Below are 16,233 nucleotides of genomic sequence, written 5' to 3' on the forward strand. Positions count from 1 at the left end.
GTGGGACTCGAATCCATACCGTATAATCGTGGTTTCATCAAATAAAACTTTTTGATCTATAGGAGGGAATGGGATTTGTTCATATGTCAGGTTGTCATGGGTTTTATACTATAGTACAAAAAAAATAGATTGAAATTTTTTGAATTGATTGGGGATCGGGTCTGTGTGTTTCCGCTGCATTTTGTTATTAAAGTAAAACAAACTAAACATGATTGTATTAATTTTTCATTAGTTGATCCAGCGATGTGATAATATTTTTATTAGTAAAAGCAGACCCTTCGACATATTTTTTATCGTTTTTAAGAGTGACTGTTTTTGTCTATTGAGGGTAAACTAAATACAAATGTAGAACCAATACCGTCACTATTATTATATGCCCAAATTCTACCCTCATGAGCCTCGACTAGTTTTTTAGTAATATATAATCCAAGGCCAGTCCCAAAATCAGAGTCTGTGACAAACTTTTGGAATAATTTTGGCATTATGTTTGTAGATATTCCTTTACCCGAATCTGATATGCCAATGTAAATTTCACCTACTCCTCTTATTCTTTGATGTTCAAAATCATTTGATTCATCTTTTTTCGGAAGGGGGTTAACTTCGTCTACTTGTCTTTTGGATATATCAAAGCCAAAATCATTGTTATCTTTGATTAAAATATTGATTTCGCCTTTTGCCTGAGAGAATTTGATAGCGTTATCTATTAAGTTTATAAGAATTTGATTTAATCTAAATTTGTCAGCATATACCCACCATTTTTCACCCAAGTCGCTATTTATGAAATTTATTTTAATTTCTTTCTCTTTTATTTTCTGACTAAAATAGTCTGCAATAAGATCGTTTATTTCCTTTACCGCTTCTACTTTCTCTTTATAAAGTTTGATGTCATTATCAGGACTTGACTCAAATCGTGCTACGTCCAGTAAGTTGTTTATCAAAACGTTTAATCTTTCAGCATTTCGTAAAATGAATTCATGATGCCTATGCAGACTCTTGATTATTCTTCTTAGATCATCTGGGTTCAGATTGTTTTCGTTTCTATGGAAATCATCAAAAATTTCATTATTCATTTCTGAATATCCAGTAATGCTCTGAGTAGGGGTTCTTAATTCATGTGCTGCCGTGTTTATAAATTCTCTCTCTAATTGCTCGCTTTGCAAAAGTGCCTTGTTGGCTGTTTTCAGATTTTCAGCCATTTCTGTTTGGTCCCAAAGGCTTTCAAATATTGAGGTATAAGATTGTGTAGTAGGTTTAGTTAATGAATATGCAGATGTTCCTACCGCTTCTTCAAATAATTCTTTGGAGTCGTCCTTTAATTCTGTGACCAAGACATATTTTCTATCTACAATTACAATGGTAGATGCCAGATGTTCCTGTTTCCGAATCTCTCTAGTGAGGATGTTGTCTAAAACTTTATTCTTGTTCTTCTTATCATCATCATTATTAATAGTATTCTCTGAAAATAGTATTTCTTTTACATTCACAGGGGATAGAATTCTAATCCTAATATTTTCAGAACTCTTTTGTCTTAACAAGCCAGTAATTCCTGTGATGGTCTCTCTTTTAACGGCATTTAGTGAGGGAAAGAGTATCAGAATCTCTTCTCTTGCATCTTGTATCAAGTCAACAAAATATTGCTTCGTCTTAATTGGATTTTTAATGATCCTTGTAGGCTCAATCGCTGCAGCATCTGTTTCGTTTTGTTTGAATTTTTCTTGGGTACAGAATAAATCATTTGTTACCTTAGAATTATCGTCTTCTTCATCCATCTATTATGATAACTTGTGTAACAATTAATATAAAAGACATATAGTGTTGTTGGATTTATAGGTGCATTCTATTGGAGTGTCATTAATATTTGAATGTTACCTTTTAGAATAAATAATTTAAATTGAACATAGAAGGAACAATTAGCAAAATAGTCGTCATTACCTCACAACTTTGAACAATCAACTTCATTTCTATTTCTCGTCGATGGCTAAAAATTTTGTTAGTGGGCTTTGAATCTATAGATAAATAGAAATTATGCATCATAATTTTTAATTTTACGAAAAAGAGAAAATTAGTCGCTAATAGTTAGGATATAAATTTGAATGTAAGGCTAAGTTTGGGCAATATTTTCACCACTGGAAAAGGATTCTGCTAACGAGACTATCTACATAATTAAACTTTTATGATTAATTGATTATAGGTGTTGTAAAGTAAAGCCTAGAGATGAGATTCTGAAATTAAAGTTGGAAGATGCAGCCAATGTTGTATCAGAATCAGATTATGGCACTCACGCTTTAATTATTTACCAAGATTTACAAACACTAAGAGACTTTTATTCCCATTATGTGAAAAAAAGAATAGAGGAAAAAAATGAAATTGTTCACCTGGCATCATTTTATGAAACCGTTGATTCTGTTAGAAAGACCCTTTCAGAAGGAAAGGCGTCCATCACAGATATTGAAAAGAGAGAAGATAAAGAAAAGTCATTGATTATTATCGATTCGTTACAGAAGTATGCAAAATATGATTCACCGGATTCTGACAATAATTTCAACAAGGAACTAGTTAATTATGCCAATACAATTCAAAAGGCTGGTGTTTCGATATTGACTGATACAGGGGCGTTTCCATACAATCATCGTGAAGAGGACCTTGTTAATTATGAGTTGGCTCTACCTTCCAAATACGATGTTGATTTAAAGAGAATATGTTTGTATCATCAAAATGATTTTAATAAATTATCAGACGATCAAAAACTAAAGTTATTGGATCATCATATACTTGCATTTAAAATATGAATTAGACATTTCAAACTTGGTATATTTTATGACCTGATAGACTTAGAAAATTAATAACATTATTCCTTCAATACATTATTTATCATTTTACGAAGATCAGAAAATTGAATAGGTTTTTGTAATATTCTGTCGATTTCGGCTTCCTTGAAATCTTTATTCTCTTGTAAATCACTGATATCAAAGGCGGTCATTAAGAATATTGTTATGTTCTTATTTATCCGTCTAACATTCTTTGCAAGTGTAATTCCGCATAGACCTGGCATTCTGAGATCTGTTATTATTAATGAATGATTGCTTGAGGTTTCTTTGAAATACTCTAAAGCAATCAGAGAATCCGTGAAGGATAAAACATCATAACCTTCCATTTCCAAAAATTCTTTGAATAAAGTTGCAAGTTCAACCTCGTCATCGATTATGATGATTGAATGTTCTTGTGTCGATGACAATCGTTACTTCTCTCTTTAGAGACTATTTAACCTTATTCCTATTACTATTATGTAACCTGCAACAATATTATATATTGACTAAAAGTTACAATCTCCACACTCTCAGAAGAATATAAAGAAAAAAACGAATTCAGATTTTTAGTTTCAACATCTTTTATTTATGATCATCTTGATGGTAAACGTGATCAAATATACGTATTTTATTAGTTCGATACGAGAAAACAATCGTTGGGATCATAAAGTGATAAACAAATTCAAAGGAAAATGTAAATTATAAAACATGAATACTTGATAAATCTCCTATTACTCATTGCAAAAGATTTAAACTAAAAATATATCATATTAACTCAGAAGCGTTAATATGTGAATTTACAAAGGTTTTATTCATACATTTGGGGATCTTCCTTTACTGGTCTTATATCTTCCTGATAGATAATTAGCGCAGTAAATTTGTCAAGACCGTCTTTACTAATGGCAGTAAACTTGACATCAATTAATTGTTTTACTTCTTCTTTTTTGAGAAATTCGTTTATATTTTTTTCAAGTTCAGCAAGTTGTTGATTGTCATATATTTTTACTTTTGTCATAATATGTTTGGTCTCAAGAATCATATATTCTTTTATTGTTTTAGATAGACATCAAGAAAAAAGATAATGAAACGAGGTCTTGGCAGGTCTAAAAAGTTTTAATGACCTATCGTGTGCATCTGTTATTCGAAAAAAAGAAAAATCAAAATATCTTATTCTACTCTTACAGCCCCCGATCCACAGTTAGGACATTTTCTTTCTTTGTGTTCCTTTTTGCAATTCATACAAACAAATCTTAGCGGTTCTGCTCCCAGTGAACTATAGGGATTATTAAACAAAGTATTTGAAAGAGATTCGATGAACGCCCTAAATCCTTTGTTTTTGTTATTCTTTATGGTAGTACGCTCGTACATACTGGCTTGATAATTATCTTGTATTTTTTTTATTCTATATGTCTGCACTATTAGTATTATTCCTATGTATATTAGCAATGATACTGGAAAAGATACTGTAAAAGACAATATCAGTCCTATTGTAATATATATTGCAAACCATGTAAAGTAATTTTTATCTAGGCCATTGAAATTTTTGTAGTCTCCTATCTTTGCCATCTCATACACCCCTTTACCTCAGATGAATGATCGATAATTAATATTCCAAAACAACTAAATAAATTTTACTTCTATAGTGGTGAAGTTAGATAATACATCAAATATCGTCTTTTAGTATCAATTTTGATAATATGAATTGTTAACGTATGATTATTCTAAAGAAGGTCTAAAGTTATATCGTTAACATTCGTATACCCAATATTATGGTAATCGCCTTAATTTCCTAAACTTCATCATCAGATATCTAAAACAAATTTAATGATATACTTCAAAATAATTCGTTTTAGTAATAATATTGCTTGACAGAGAAAATCAACATAGTAATATTTTTCAAATCAAAAAAGGTAAATTAAGGTATTCATCACAGGTCTTTTCTAAATCAACTAGTCTATTTTGATTTCTTTTCCTGTGGGCTTTGCTTCTTTTTTCTTTTTGTTAAACCTTACCTCTAGTATTCCGTTGTTATAGGTAGACTTTGCTGTATCAATATCTGTTTCTCTGGGTAATTCTAAAATTCTATGGTATTTTCTTTGTGCGTCATTTGTTAATACTTCTACTTCTCCGTCACGAGCGTTTATCTTTATGTTCTCCTTCTTTACTCCCGGCATCTCTATAACTACTTTTATCTCATTATCCATAACACTTACATCTGCCAAAGGTTCTCTTTCGGCTGTTATTTGAGGACCCATGGTATAACCTGTATTAGTCCCTCTGATATTTCGCATTCCTCTTCCTGATGGATGCTTTATATTTCCAAATTCCGTTACCTTAGGCTTCCCATCAGGTCCAATAGTCATTGAATATCCGTAAACTAATGGTCCAATCTCTCTTACCTTTTCTCCTTCAGGTGTTTCATACTCTCTTATCAATTCTTTTGGAGAATTCTTTGATATGTGCTCGAACTGATCAAACATTTCATTCATCTCTCTATTCATACTCTCTTCAAATTCTCTCAATGGGTCTATGTCAAAGAAATTTGAAGGTCTACCTCTTCTCATCAAGTTATAATTGTAGTTGGGATCAAAAAATCTCTTAAACCATTCAAAGTTATTGTATGGTATCATGCTCATTTTTTTTGAACACCTGTCATATATTACAAATCAAGAAATATATTTTTTTCTAACATACTGTTATGTCTATTACATAAAGTAAAATTTATATTTCTAAAATGAAATATTTATCTCGGTGATTTCATTATGAACGCGAAAGAGTTTATAACTAAAATCATCAAAAAACAAAACCAAAATAAAATAATACAAAAAGTTAAAACAATGCCTAAACTATTTTCGGTAGGATTGATCTCTGTGCTAGGATTGCTTCCTTTAGCATCAATACCTAATAGAGGAATTGCAACTTATGCACAGCAAGCGCAGGGACAAAGCCCATTAGAACAGCAGCCTACTGATCCATGGTACCAATCAATAGAGATAGCACGTGCCAAAGTAGAAGCAGCCATATCGCCTGGAGCATATGGACATGGTGTCCCTGGATTACATAATTTAACTACAAACGATATCTTAATGGCATTTGGGATCGCTGTATTAGCATCTATAGCAGTATATACGGCTGTCAGGACGTTACCTAATCTTTTGAATAACCAAAAGATTGGTAGAGTACCACTAATAAATAAAATGGTCTAGGCTTGTGTCAAAAACTTTTTCTTTATTTTCTCTTGAGTTAAATTGACAGTTAATGATAATATAAAATTCAGTTTGATACTTTCAAACGTATCATATCCATTGATACCAAAAAAGGATACAAAGGGTTATGATTAGAATATATTAACGTTTGATTACCTTGCTCCTTCTAATTAAAAGATATGAAGAATTTATTTTTATTTGAGATTTTGGAAGATGGTGAATCATTATAAGTTGCAATGAAAATGTAAAAGATTCAAAGCAAAAAAGAATTCAAGTAATTCTTCACGGTATGCTTAAGGACTAAAAGATGCAGTGTCTGTGAGATGCTTATAGAGTAGAATGAAAATCAGTATGCCCGTGTTGTAATAATAAACTTATAACTATACCTTTCCGTGGATTTGGAATACACAAAAAATATAAAGAAAAAAGATACTAGCATTATCATTAAAAAACAAATAAATTTTTACTAGAGTTTCTCCCCTCTGATAATTTAATTCATGGATGAGATACACAAGAAGGTCATTTGGACAAATAGAACAAACAGCATTTGTATGACCTTCTTGTTATTCTCAGCAGAATCGCAGTGGAGGTACCTACGAATCTTGGCTCTGATATAACATGCCTCTAAAAGAATGGTTTTTTATTTCTGATTTTTTGTGCTGAAGTGATCCATTACACATCATCACTTATGTACTATAGTGCAAAATTCATATTTACAATTTTTGATCTACAAAGTTGATATTTCGTATCGTAAAATTAAAATTTTAGTTTTGTAATAGCATGAATCTCATTTACTGTCTTGATTGTAAAGTGATAGCAATATTATTGATAACATAATGCAATTGCTATTTCAAAACTTGGTCGTTAAAAATTATAAAACTAAAACAGATAAGGTTCGGGACTCGAAACCATACCGTATAATCACGCAGTCATCAAATAAAATTTTCGTCTGCTGTGGTTTCTTGAATTCTTAAGCGGTGAAGACAACGCTTTAATTGAAAAGAACTAGAATCTATATTAATTCTAACTGAGTTGCATAGGGATCGAGGTTTCCGTTGTGGCAATCATATACCTGAGAAATTATCAATGGTTTAAAACCTATGTAGTCTCATATTTTTTATGGTGAAAAACATATTGCCTGTATGTGATGTTTGCGGTATTTCTGTTAGTGATCTTGTGGAGCCAGAAGTAAAAAAGAAGGTCAGGTTAAAGAAGGCAAATACATTGACAATGTATGGATTTGCGTTGACTGTATGAAAAATAAATAGAATTACATACTTTTTGATAATTAATTTTATTGAATCTTCTGAGTCGGAGTAAATACTTATACATATTTGATCGCTTAGTAGAACCAAAATGCAAAAGATCACTCCATTTTTATGGTTCGACGACAATGCTGAAGAGGCCGCAAATTTTTATACATCTATTTTCAAAAACTCAAAAATTGAAAACACTAGTTATTACGGCGAGACAGCCGGAAAAATATCTGGAAAATCTAAAGGATCAATTATGACTATCTCATTTCAATTATCTGGACAAAATTTCATTGCTATAAATGGCGGACCAAATTTCACGTTCACTCCAGGAATATCATTTTTTGTGAATTGCGAAACCAACGAAGAAATAGATTATTTGTGGAAGAATCTTTCTGAAGGATCAACTGTTCTTATGGAATTAGGAAAATATCCTTTCAGTGAAAAATTTGGTTGGCTTCAAGATAAGTATGGTGTCTCATGGCAATTGAACATGGCATCACGTCCTCAAAAAATCGTGCCGTTTTTAATGTTTTTTGGAAACCAATATGGAAAAGCAGAAGAAGCAATGAATTTTTATGTTTCATTATTCAAGTCATCGAGAGTTACCAATATAGAACATTATAGTAGAGAAGAAAATGATTCTGAAAGAAAAGTTAAACGCACAATATTCTCATTGTCTGGACAGGAATTCATGGCACTTGATAGCCATATGAATCATCCTTTTACAATCACTCCAGCGATATCATTTTTGGTGAATTGTGAAACACAAGAAGAGATAAATGATCTTTGGGAAAAACTCTCCAAAGAAGGTGTGCCTGAACAATGCGGATGGATTAAGGATAAATACGGTATTTCGTGGCAGATTGTTCCTGCTATTTTGAACCATATGTTAACAGATAAAGATACTGAAAAATCAGAAAGAGTCATGAAGGCTCTGTTTGGTATGCAAAAGATCAATATTCAGGACTTGCAACTTGCATAATAATTATCATGATATTTTGTTAGACTCCATAACCTTGGAAAAATGAATTTCAGCAGATCTTTTTTTTAGAATTAGAACCTTTGTTACATATGCAATACTATAACAGACGAAGTTTGGGACTCGAAACCATACCGTATAATCGTGGAGTCATAAAATAAATATTTTCAATATGGAGGAGTGAGGGATTTGCATATTCTTGATAGAGATGGTTGATGTCAAGATATAGTCTCAAATTAACATATTATCTTACTCTTGCGTTCAGTTTTTTACAGATCATATTAAAAATCCAACTATGCAAACAAATAGAGGAAAAATGGAGAATAATTTGCTACTATTCCTTTGACATCGCTACCATAAAATTAAGATCAACATCTGTTCCAAAAGCATCCGTCTCGGCTGTTTCATATTCTACTACATCATCTACTTTAAAACCGTCTGCTTTCACATAATCTACAGCGTTGAATAACAGATCTGGATATTGTGAATCCATTAAGACTGTCTCATCACTTTCATACAGAACAAAGATTCTTTGAGTACCAAGGGAAGATTTCCATTCTGTTGTATTAAAAAAGGGTGCCCATTTAGTTGTTTGAGTAAAATTTTCAGTAGGTATTTGAGTAAAAGCACTTTTTGATTCATATAGCGATATTCCTAGTACCTATGAATACTGCTGTCAAAACAGACAAACAGGAAATTCCTACGTATAATTTTGTGTTCATCAACAATCATACTAAACTTATTTATTTAATCTATCCTCCATTAGCACAACTAGAACTTATCTGCTCTATGTTGATGAAAAACAGATTCATATAGATTATTTTCTAAGATGCAATTATTACCCATTTTGACCTATGGTAATGGGACGAATCTCCATCTTTCGGATGTGGATTTCATCCAATCCATAGTAATCTTGGATATGCTAGTTTTATTCTAGGTTAGGAGCGTAGGGATTAAGATCCTTGAAAAAGGGTTTCTAATGCGATATTTCTATTAATAAAGATCATTAAGTTATAGATTCATTAAGTCATATAGAGGCTGCTAATCCATTAAACACTCAATGGCACTCATTTGATTGTCTTTATTACCTATCTATTTCCATATTCCAATATAGTTAACTAAGAGATGAACAAAATTTAACTTAAAGTGGAGAAAATACAAATAATAAGAAACTTGGAAGCATTATTTCAAGTCTGTTTTTCAAAAGAACAAAATTTCTTACGTGCAGGAAGTGAACAAAACGATGTAAGAGTAACTTTCCATAAACATTTGATAAATACCATAAATTCTAGCATCCATTTATTGATATTTTCGGAATCTACATTATTAACAGAAGATTGGTGGACAAAAAAACTGCCTAAATATAAGATAAATAAACGGGTTTTCTCAACCAGTCCACAAGAGTCTCGTCAAATAGAAAAAGGCTATATCGATCAGTATTTGATATTTTCTTATTTTAATTTCATTTTTCATACATTCGAGTCTTCATTTAGAATAATTTGTGAAAATTGTTTTAAAGATGAGTATTATATCATTAAAGAAAATGGGGAGAGGAAAAAACGAGATATTAAGAATTTGTGTGAAGTGATCCTAAAGAAATTAAATTTATTGGATAAGGATAGAGAAAATTTTTTAGAAATAGTTGTAAAATTCAGAAATTCTCTTCATAATAATGGAGTATTCATTAATGATAACGAAAGGTCTCCTCCACCTTACACATGGAAACATAATTCATATGTATTTAATCATGGCAAACAAATTACATTAGAAAATAACAGTGATCTTTGGACCGAATATTTGAGATTTACCCGCGAATTCATTAGTATTTTTACTGAAGTAATAGAACATCCTACTGTTAAGAAATATCGGTTTATTGAAGATATCACAGAAATAGCATAAGACACAATATGCTTTTCATTTTAGAGATGAGCACTACTTTGTATATAGTAACGGTTCTCCGCCGTGGGGATACTGTTCAAGATTGAATAGAGTTGTATATTCACTCCATACAAAACAACCTTCTGAGAACTATTATAATAATGACAGAGAAAATAAAACAGAAATAAGTTTAAGTAAAGTTAATCATCAGATTATTAAATCAAATTTTAGTCCCATTAGTTTATAAGATGATGGGATTACAAAGATCAAAATCAAACCATTTTCTTCCTTTTGCATTCTTTATTTTTTCGCTGTTTTTTTTGAACTTGCCTTTTATAGGCTTGACTAACACCGTGTTTGCAGTTGAGGATGTGATAGATACAATAAATGTTGGAGAAAGGCCATATGCAATTGCATATAATCCTGATAATAAGAACATCTATGTGGCGAATATAGATGACAATTCTGTTTCAGTTATAAGAAGTTCTGACAATGAGGTGATAGATACAATAAATGTTGGAGATGATCCAACAGGAATTGCATATAATCCTGATAATAAGAATATTTATGTATCAAATACCGGTAGTTACAGCGTTTCAGTTATAAGAAGTTCTGACAATGAGGTGATAGATACAATATCTTTAAACGATAATCCATTTGAAATTGCCTACAATCCTGATAATAATAATATGTACGTCCTAGTTGTCGATCCTCGATATAATGCATTCTCTGTTATAAGAAGTTCTGACAATGAGGTGATAGATACGAAAAGTGTAGGGGGTTTCCCACGAGGAATTGCATATAATCCTGATAATAAGAATATGTATGTGGCAACTAGTGCTGATAACGCCATCTATATTATAAGTTCTGACAATGAGGTGATAGATAAGGTATTTCTAAGGAATTCGCCAACAGCAATTGCATATAATCCTGATAATAAGAATATGTATATATCAAATTTTGGCAGTAACACCATCTCTGTTATAAGTTCTGACAATGAGGTGATAGATACAATAAATGTTGGAGATACCCCACGAGGAATTGCATATAATCCTGATAATAAGAACATCTATGTAGCAGTTGATCGTGATAATACTGTTTCAGTTATAAGAAGTTCTGACAATGAGGTGATAGATACAATAAATGTTGGAGATACCCCACGAGGAATTGCATATAATCCTGATAATGCACATATATATGTGGTGAACTTGCTTGGCAACACTGTTTCTGTCATAGGAGAACTACCACCTCCAACTGCTGATGCTGGACCTGACCAGACAGTAGAATCTGGGGATACAGTACAACTCGATGGAAGTGGTAGTTCGGACCCAAGAAATGAAACACTAACCTATCAGTGGACTCAAACAGGAGGACCACAAGTCACTTTAAGCGATTCAACATCAGTTAATCCCACATTTACTGCACCGCAGCATAGTTCCCAAATAGATTATACCTTTGAATTAGTTGTAACAAATGAGAATGGCATTAAGAGTGACCCCAACATGGTCACAATCTCAGTATTTCCTGCATCTCCTCCAACTGCTGATGCTGGACCTGACCAGACAGTAGAATCTGGGGATACAGTACAACTCGATGGAAGTGGTAGTTCGGACCCAAGAAATGAAACACTAACCTATCAGTGGACTCAAACAGGAGGGCCTGGCGTGATGTTGGATGACTCATCTTCTGCTACACCGTCCTTTACCACACCTGATACGAATAACCAAGAACAATTAGTATTTGAATTAGTCGTTATGGATGAGCAAGGAATTGCCAGCGAGCCAGATAGCGTAGTTATAACGGTCAATCCCGAGAACGAACCTCCCCCATTTTCTGGAATATTCGGATCAGGTAACAACATAAATATCCAAGTTCAAGAGAATTCAGGCAATAACGTAGGTGGGCAATCAGGAGATGATAACATGTATTCTGATTCACCTATCCTACAAGACCAATCAACTGAACAGAACAGTAGTGTAGTATCCTGAGAATTTAAACTTAATGCACCCTAACCCCTTACTTTGTCGTCATCATCGCTCTTGTAGATTTGTGCAGTTGTATCATGATTTACTTGTTTTTTGGTAATTCTTTATAACTGATTTAGGACTAGGAATCAGAATTTCACTATATCTACAGAATAAATGTGCATATATATGGCAAGCCATGTTATTATACAGAAATATGGCAATACTTATTAGGCAGTGACGCCTATAATAAGTGTAGATTTAATGACTATAGATAAACTGACTATCCGGATTGACGCGAATTTGCTAAAGGACCTAAAACATTATGCAACGGATAACAATACTACTGTTACAAAAATAATACATGACGCCGTTTTGCAATTTTTCCATACACGAAAGGTGACAACTTATGAAGGGGATGATATGGCATCCTATGTGGCGCTGCTCGTGCCTTTATTCATAAAAGAACTTCGAAAATTAACAAAGAATGATGAAACGACGGATGTTGAATTTGAGAAAACTTATGTAGATGTGTGTAAAAAAACTGGCAGTCCAAGTGGTATTGGTGCTGTAGACGCAGGAAATTTAACGTTAAAAAACCGAGTATATCAGGAACTGTTAGGTAAGGGATTCATTAGAGAGACTACTAATGGTAATATAGTAATTACATATCAGGGAAAGAGCGTCCCTGGTTTAGGATAAGATAAAACATGAAAAAATCTAATCCTCAAATGGAATTAAAGAAAATAATTGAAAAATCCCATATGAAAATAAATGAGATGATTGGCTATGAATACTATTCTAAAAGTGATATTGAAGTTAAAAGCAATAAATTGGTACAACTGCTTCCATTAATGGAAAAGGTAACTAAATTCAAAAGACCAATCTCAGTAGATCAATTGAGCAATGAGATTCCAGATTATGATAAATGCACAGAGCGTGCAATTGAAGGGCTACTAGGAGGTCATATTATCAAAAATTATGCAGGTACTACCACAAAAGAAAAATTTGAAAATTATCTTTATTATTCAGGTATTGAGCAAATAAGATGGATTGCCAATACTTCTTATGATGGATATTACAAAAGGTTGTTTGTAGTAGCCAACAATATTAAGTATAAGATCGAAACCATTGGTTTTGTAAAACAATTTCTTTCAACAAAATTCTTACCAACTACGCAAGGGTTATCAAGTATCTTCCTCAAGGAAAAGTTCTGGAAAGAAAAATTATCCGTTGATGAAAGTATAATAGATGAATTTATTGAGATATTTCGGAGTCTAGTAGCAATATATGAAAATAAACTAAAATTGCTATATGGGATTAAATATCACAAATATCAGGATATTAAAAAATTAGAACGTAAAAAATTCTACGAGGTATGGTCGGATCTAAAAGAAGATGATGATTACAATTTATTTACGACACCACTGCTCAGTACCATATACTGGAATGCATCCAAACATGATGGCATAACAAAAGTTATCTATTCTAAGACAATAAGATTTGAGTCAAATGAGGGCACGGAAGAAATTTCTTATGAAGATTTCCTGGCTTTGGTTAGAGAACTATATGCTTGTGTAAGCGCTTTTATGAAGTTTAATCTTATTCTATATTTCCAGGATCGATACTCTATTAGATAAAAATTCAAAGTCATGGCAAATACTAATTTAGAACATTCTACAAATTCTCCACTTTCATACAACGAGATAATTAGTCTAATAAATGGAGTTAGTAAAAAAAAATTCTTAAGCGATCGGGATTTATACATTAAACCAATAAATGATAATCTAAATAATTTAATTGAAAAAAATGTCCACGATCTTATTACATGCATTAGAAAATTAGGGGTGTATACTAAGAACGATCTCTATCTCTACAATTCTTTGTTAATTGAAAATTCACCTCTAACCGACATCAATGGAATTAGTCTTCTCAAAGTAGTAGAAGAACGACATGATGATAAATTAGGAATCCTCCGTGGATTCATACTTGGGTTTTTGTCTGCCAGGAATAATAGTTTATTATCCGAGAGAATTAGTCCAAACCTGGTAGACAACACAGGAAAATACTATGTTATTGGATTGATGATAGCAATACGAATGTTGATAATAAATGATCCATTTTGCAAATTAGACAATAAAATACTAAAATTTCTATTATCTGGATTAAGTTCCGCAGATAAGGAGATATCAAATCAGGCACTAGATATCTCCTTAAGAACATATAACAGTCATAAGGTTAAGTTAAAAAAACCAATCAAAAGTTACTTCAATAAATCACTATTTCACAAATTTAATACCTGTCATTCAATGTATTTGCTGTATCCCTTTGTTAAGGATGAAAATCTTACTTATTATTTTTTTCACAATTTATACAATATAATCATTGTATCCAAATCCTTGAAAGTAACAAAAAATTATTCATATCTATTAATTCGTATGATCAGACAGTTAAGAAGATTTAGTGTCGATAAGTATGAAAAAAAATATCAGGAAATGGTTGAAAATTTGGTCGACAAATTTGTGGCAAAGGGTTGGTGGGATATTGTCCAGATGGATGAATTTTTAAAAGAATTTGGATTCTATGATCTCCAAACTAACGGTAAACATCTGCGAAAATTGTTATGGTCAAATAAACTAAGGATAGAATTAGTATACTTTTCTATAATTATCGTAAAAGCGTTTGGTTTCAATAAGATAATAATAGATTTTTTATATCATCTTCATCTTTATTATAATATAATCTTCCTGCCAACCTTAAAATTACTTGTAGATGAAATATCTGACAAATTCAATCAAGAATTTATTACTCACAAAACTTTGATTACTCAAATATTTAGAAAGGCAGGCAATCAGATAAATTATATTACTTTACCGGAATTTGAGTGCTCAACTTATGATGATTTAATACCACAAACAACAAAAATATTTGAACTAGTAAATTCTCTGAGAACTAAAGAATTTGAAAATAGTGTAAATGAAATCAGATGGTTTGATTCTGATTCAAAAAGGAGATATGAACTAATCCGAACTCTTGTTAAATTATTGGAAGACATTAATCAGTTACTTCTACAAGTAATAAAACCCTGTAACTGGATAAATCCAAATCAATTGAGCGCTAATACTCCTAAAATTGGAATCCAAAATAAACTACTGGCTTTTGAAAAAGCAATTTATGAATTGACACATCCTCCAGATATAATCATAGGAGAAACAGTTAGAAAAAATTTAGAACTATTTCCAATTATCAAAAAGATGTTTACAGATAAATGGATAGAAACCCAACTGAAGAGCAATTCATATCATCCACTTCTGAGATGGTTGAACAGATATAATGATATAACAGCAGAGAAAAAGGATTTTAGATCTGAAAGTACTTTTGCGAATCTCAAAAACTTAGAACATTCGTTATCATTTTTCACTAGTGTAACGGACAAAGGAACCAAAACCATTATGAATGAACTTAAAGATAATCATAGTTTTTTTGACGGTTTAGTTCATCTTCAATTAGCTAAGAAGTTATCAGGAAAATACAAACCTATAGCGGAAGAAAAAATAGAAGGAAAGCCTGTGGATATTTATTTACAAGGAAAAAATTCGAATTGCATAATTGAGGTTACAAGCATTGATATGTATCAAAGGCTAAAATATACAACGTCAGTTGTTCAAATTAATGATAAGGTAGAACCTGTATTCATTAAGAAAACTGAAAAGACATCTCAAATACCAAAAATAAAGGATCCTGTCATCATAGCAATAGATGTTTCGAGATCACCTGAATCGGATCCAAATGAATTAATTTCTGCTCTGAAAGGATATAAGACGGTAACAGAGGTTCGATTGGATAATAACAAAATGGTTATTGTAAATAGTGTAAAAAAGGAATACGATGCATTTTCTATAATTCCCGAAAGTAAGAACGTTTCTGCAGTTATATATTTTAGAACACAAGTTTTAAGGGAGGATACACAATTCTTTGGCTATATATTTCCGAACAAAAAAGCACTGATTAAGTTTCCTGATACAGAATTGACTATTCTAGGAAAAACCATATTTCAAAATGATGACTTCATGACTGAAGTGGAGGATTAATCATGGTTTGATATATCTTAATAGAATCAAAACCAAATAACTCATAATTCAT

At 31.7% G+C, this 16,233-nt stretch carries 15 protein-coding genes; 9 read left to right on the forward strand and 6 right to left on the reverse strand.

Annotation, left to right across the window (positions count from 1 at the left end; all coding sequences use genetic code 11):
• Nucleotides 1–299: 299 nt before the first annotated feature.
• Complete coding sequence (locus tag ACMT7R_RS07830; protein WP_415311059.1) at nt 300–1,769, reverse strand: ATP-binding protein; 1,470 nt, start codon at nt 1,767–1,769, stop codon at nt 300–302.
• A 465-nt stretch (nt 1,770–2,234) separates the two neighbouring features.
• Here ACMT7R_RS07830 and ACMT7R_RS07835 point away from each other — a divergent pair, with 465 nt between their 5' ends.
• The gene (locus ACMT7R_RS07835) at nt 2,235–2,789 is read left to right on the forward strand and encodes an MEDS domain-containing protein (protein ID WP_415311060.1); all 555 of its coding nucleotides are present in this window, start codon (nt 2,235–2,237) and stop codon (nt 2,787–2,789) included.
• A gap of 59 nt (nt 2,790–2,848) precedes the next feature.
• Here the strand turns inward: ACMT7R_RS07835 and ACMT7R_RS07840 are convergent, their stop codons facing one another.
• The 4 genes from ACMT7R_RS07840 to hsp20 form a co-directional block, all read right to left on the reverse strand.
• Nucleotides 2,849–3,235, reverse strand: coding sequence for a response regulator (locus ACMT7R_RS07840; protein ID WP_415311061.1), 387 nt, complete (start codon nt 3,233–3,235; stop codon nt 2,849–2,851).
• A 380-nt stretch (nt 3,236–3,615) separates the two neighbouring features.
• Complete coding sequence (locus tag ACMT7R_RS07845) at nt 3,616–3,822, reverse strand: sporulation protein Cse60 (RefSeq protein WP_415311062.1); 207 nt, start codon at nt 3,820–3,822, stop codon at nt 3,616–3,618.
• 152 nt (nt 3,823–3,974) lie between these two features.
• Nucleotides 3,975–4,373, reverse strand: coding sequence for a hypothetical protein (locus tag ACMT7R_RS07850; RefSeq protein ID WP_415311063.1), 399 nt, complete (start codon nt 4,371–4,373; stop codon nt 3,975–3,977).
• 383 nt (nt 4,374–4,756) lie between these two features.
• The gene (gene hsp20, locus ACMT7R_RS07855; protein WP_415311064.1) at nt 4,757–5,443 is read right to left on the reverse strand and encodes an archaeal heat shock protein Hsp20; all 687 of its coding nucleotides are present in this window, start codon (nt 5,441–5,443) and stop codon (nt 4,757–4,759) included.
• A gap of 126 nt (nt 5,444–5,569) precedes the next feature.
• Between hsp20 and ACMT7R_RS07860 the strand changes: the two genes are divergently transcribed.
• From ACMT7R_RS07860 to ACMT7R_RS07870, 3 genes are all read left to right on the forward strand, one after another.
• Nucleotides 5,570–6,013 (forward strand): hypothetical protein, encoded by a 444-nt coding sequence (locus ACMT7R_RS07860; RefSeq protein ID WP_415311065.1) that lies wholly within the window; start codon nt 5,570–5,572, stop codon nt 6,011–6,013.
• Nucleotides 6,014–7,132: 1,119 nt separating this feature from the next.
• The gene (locus ACMT7R_RS07865) at nt 7,133–7,270 is read left to right on the forward strand and encodes a hypothetical protein (RefSeq protein WP_415311066.1); all 138 of its coding nucleotides are present in this window, start codon (nt 7,133–7,135) and stop codon (nt 7,268–7,270) included.
• 99 nt (nt 7,271–7,369) lie between these two features.
• On the forward strand, nt 7,370–8,251 hold the full coding sequence (locus ACMT7R_RS07870) for a VOC family protein (protein ID WP_415311067.1): 882 nt from the start codon (nt 7,370–7,372) through the stop codon (nt 8,249–8,251).
• Nucleotides 8,252–8,582: 331 nt separating this feature from the next.
• Here the strand turns inward: ACMT7R_RS07870 and ACMT7R_RS07875 are convergent, their stop codons facing one another.
• On the reverse strand, nt 8,583–8,741 hold the full coding sequence (locus ACMT7R_RS07875) for a hypothetical protein (RefSeq protein ID WP_415311068.1): 159 nt from the start codon (nt 8,739–8,741) through the stop codon (nt 8,583–8,585).
• 653 nt (nt 8,742–9,394) lie between these two features.
• On the opposite strand from ACMT7R_RS07875, the gene ACMT7R_RS07880 reads away from it, so the two are divergent.
• The 5 genes from ACMT7R_RS07880 to ACMT7R_RS07900 all read left to right on the forward strand — a co-directional run bounded on the left by ACMT7R_RS07880 (nt 9,395) and on the right by ACMT7R_RS07900 (nt 16,181).
• Nucleotides 9,395–10,147, forward strand: a complete 753-nt coding sequence (locus ACMT7R_RS07880) for a hypothetical protein (RefSeq protein WP_415311069.1) — start codon at nt 9,395–9,397, stop codon at nt 10,145–10,147.
• 299 nt (nt 10,148–10,446) lie between these two features.
• Nucleotides 10,447–12,114 carry a PKD domain-containing protein gene (locus tag ACMT7R_RS07885; RefSeq protein WP_415311070.1) on the forward strand — a complete coding sequence of 556 codons (1,668 nt, stop codon included), beginning with the start codon at nt 10,447–10,449 and terminating at the stop codon, nt 12,112–12,114.
• A 240-nt stretch (nt 12,115–12,354) separates the two neighbouring features.
• Entirely contained in the window at nt 12,355–12,792 is a 438-nt protein-coding gene (locus ACMT7R_RS07890; protein WP_415311071.1) for a hypothetical protein, read from the forward strand.
• 8 nt (nt 12,793–12,800) lie between these two features.
• A complete protein-coding gene (locus tag ACMT7R_RS07895) occupies nt 12,801–13,730 on the forward strand; it encodes a hypothetical protein (RefSeq protein WP_415311072.1) in 930 nt (309 codons plus the stop codon).
• Nucleotides 13,731–13,742: 12 nt separating this feature from the next.
• Nucleotides 13,743–16,181, forward strand: coding sequence for a hypothetical protein (locus tag ACMT7R_RS07900; RefSeq protein ID WP_415311073.1), 2,439 nt, complete (start codon nt 13,743–13,745; stop codon nt 16,179–16,181).
• Nucleotides 16,182–16,233: the final 52 nt, after the last annotated feature.

Source organism: Candidatus Nitrosocosmicus sp. FF01 (assembly GCF_047711275.1).
Lineage (GTDB): Archaea > Thermoproteota > Nitrososphaeria > Nitrososphaerales > Nitrososphaeraceae > Nitrosocosmicus.

Coding starts and splice junctions, on each gene's coding strand:
- ACMT7R_RS07830 (WP_415311059.1), bottom strand. CDS start 1,769: ATGGATGAAGAAGACGATAATTCTAAGGTAACAAATGATTTATTCTGT.
- ACMT7R_RS07845 (WP_415311062.1), bottom strand. CDS start 3,822: ATGACAAAAGTAAAAATATATGACAATCAACAACTTGCTGAACTTGAA.
- ACMT7R_RS07850 (WP_415311063.1), bottom strand. CDS start 4,373: ATGGCAAAGATAGGAGACTACAAAAATTTCAATGGCCTAGATAAAAAT.
- hsp20 (WP_415311064.1), bottom strand. CDS start 5,443: ATGAGCATGATACCATACAATAACTTTGAATGGTTTAAGAGATTTTTT.
- ACMT7R_RS07860 (WP_415311065.1), top strand. CDS start 5,570: ATGAACGCGAAAGAGTTTATAACTAAAATCATCAAAAAACAAAACCAA.
- ACMT7R_RS07865 (WP_415311066.1), top strand. CDS start 7,133: ATGGTGAAAAACATATTGCCTGTATGTGATGTTTGCGGTATTTCTGTT.
- ACMT7R_RS07870 (WP_415311067.1), top strand. CDS start 7,370: ATGCAAAAGATCACTCCATTTTTATGGTTCGACGACAATGCTGAAGAG.
- ACMT7R_RS07875 (WP_415311068.1), bottom strand. CDS start 8,741: ATGGATTCACAATATCCAGATCTGTTATTCAACGCTGTAGATTATGTG.
- ACMT7R_RS07890 (WP_415311071.1), top strand. CDS start 12,355: ATGACTATAGATAAACTGACTATCCGGATTGACGCGAATTTGCTAAAG.
- ACMT7R_RS07895 (WP_415311072.1), top strand. CDS start 12,801: ATGAAAAAATCTAATCCTCAAATGGAATTAAAGAAAATAATTGAAAAA.
- ACMT7R_RS07900 (WP_415311073.1), top strand. CDS start 13,743: ATGGCAAATACTAATTTAGAACATTCTACAAATTCTCCACTTTCATAC.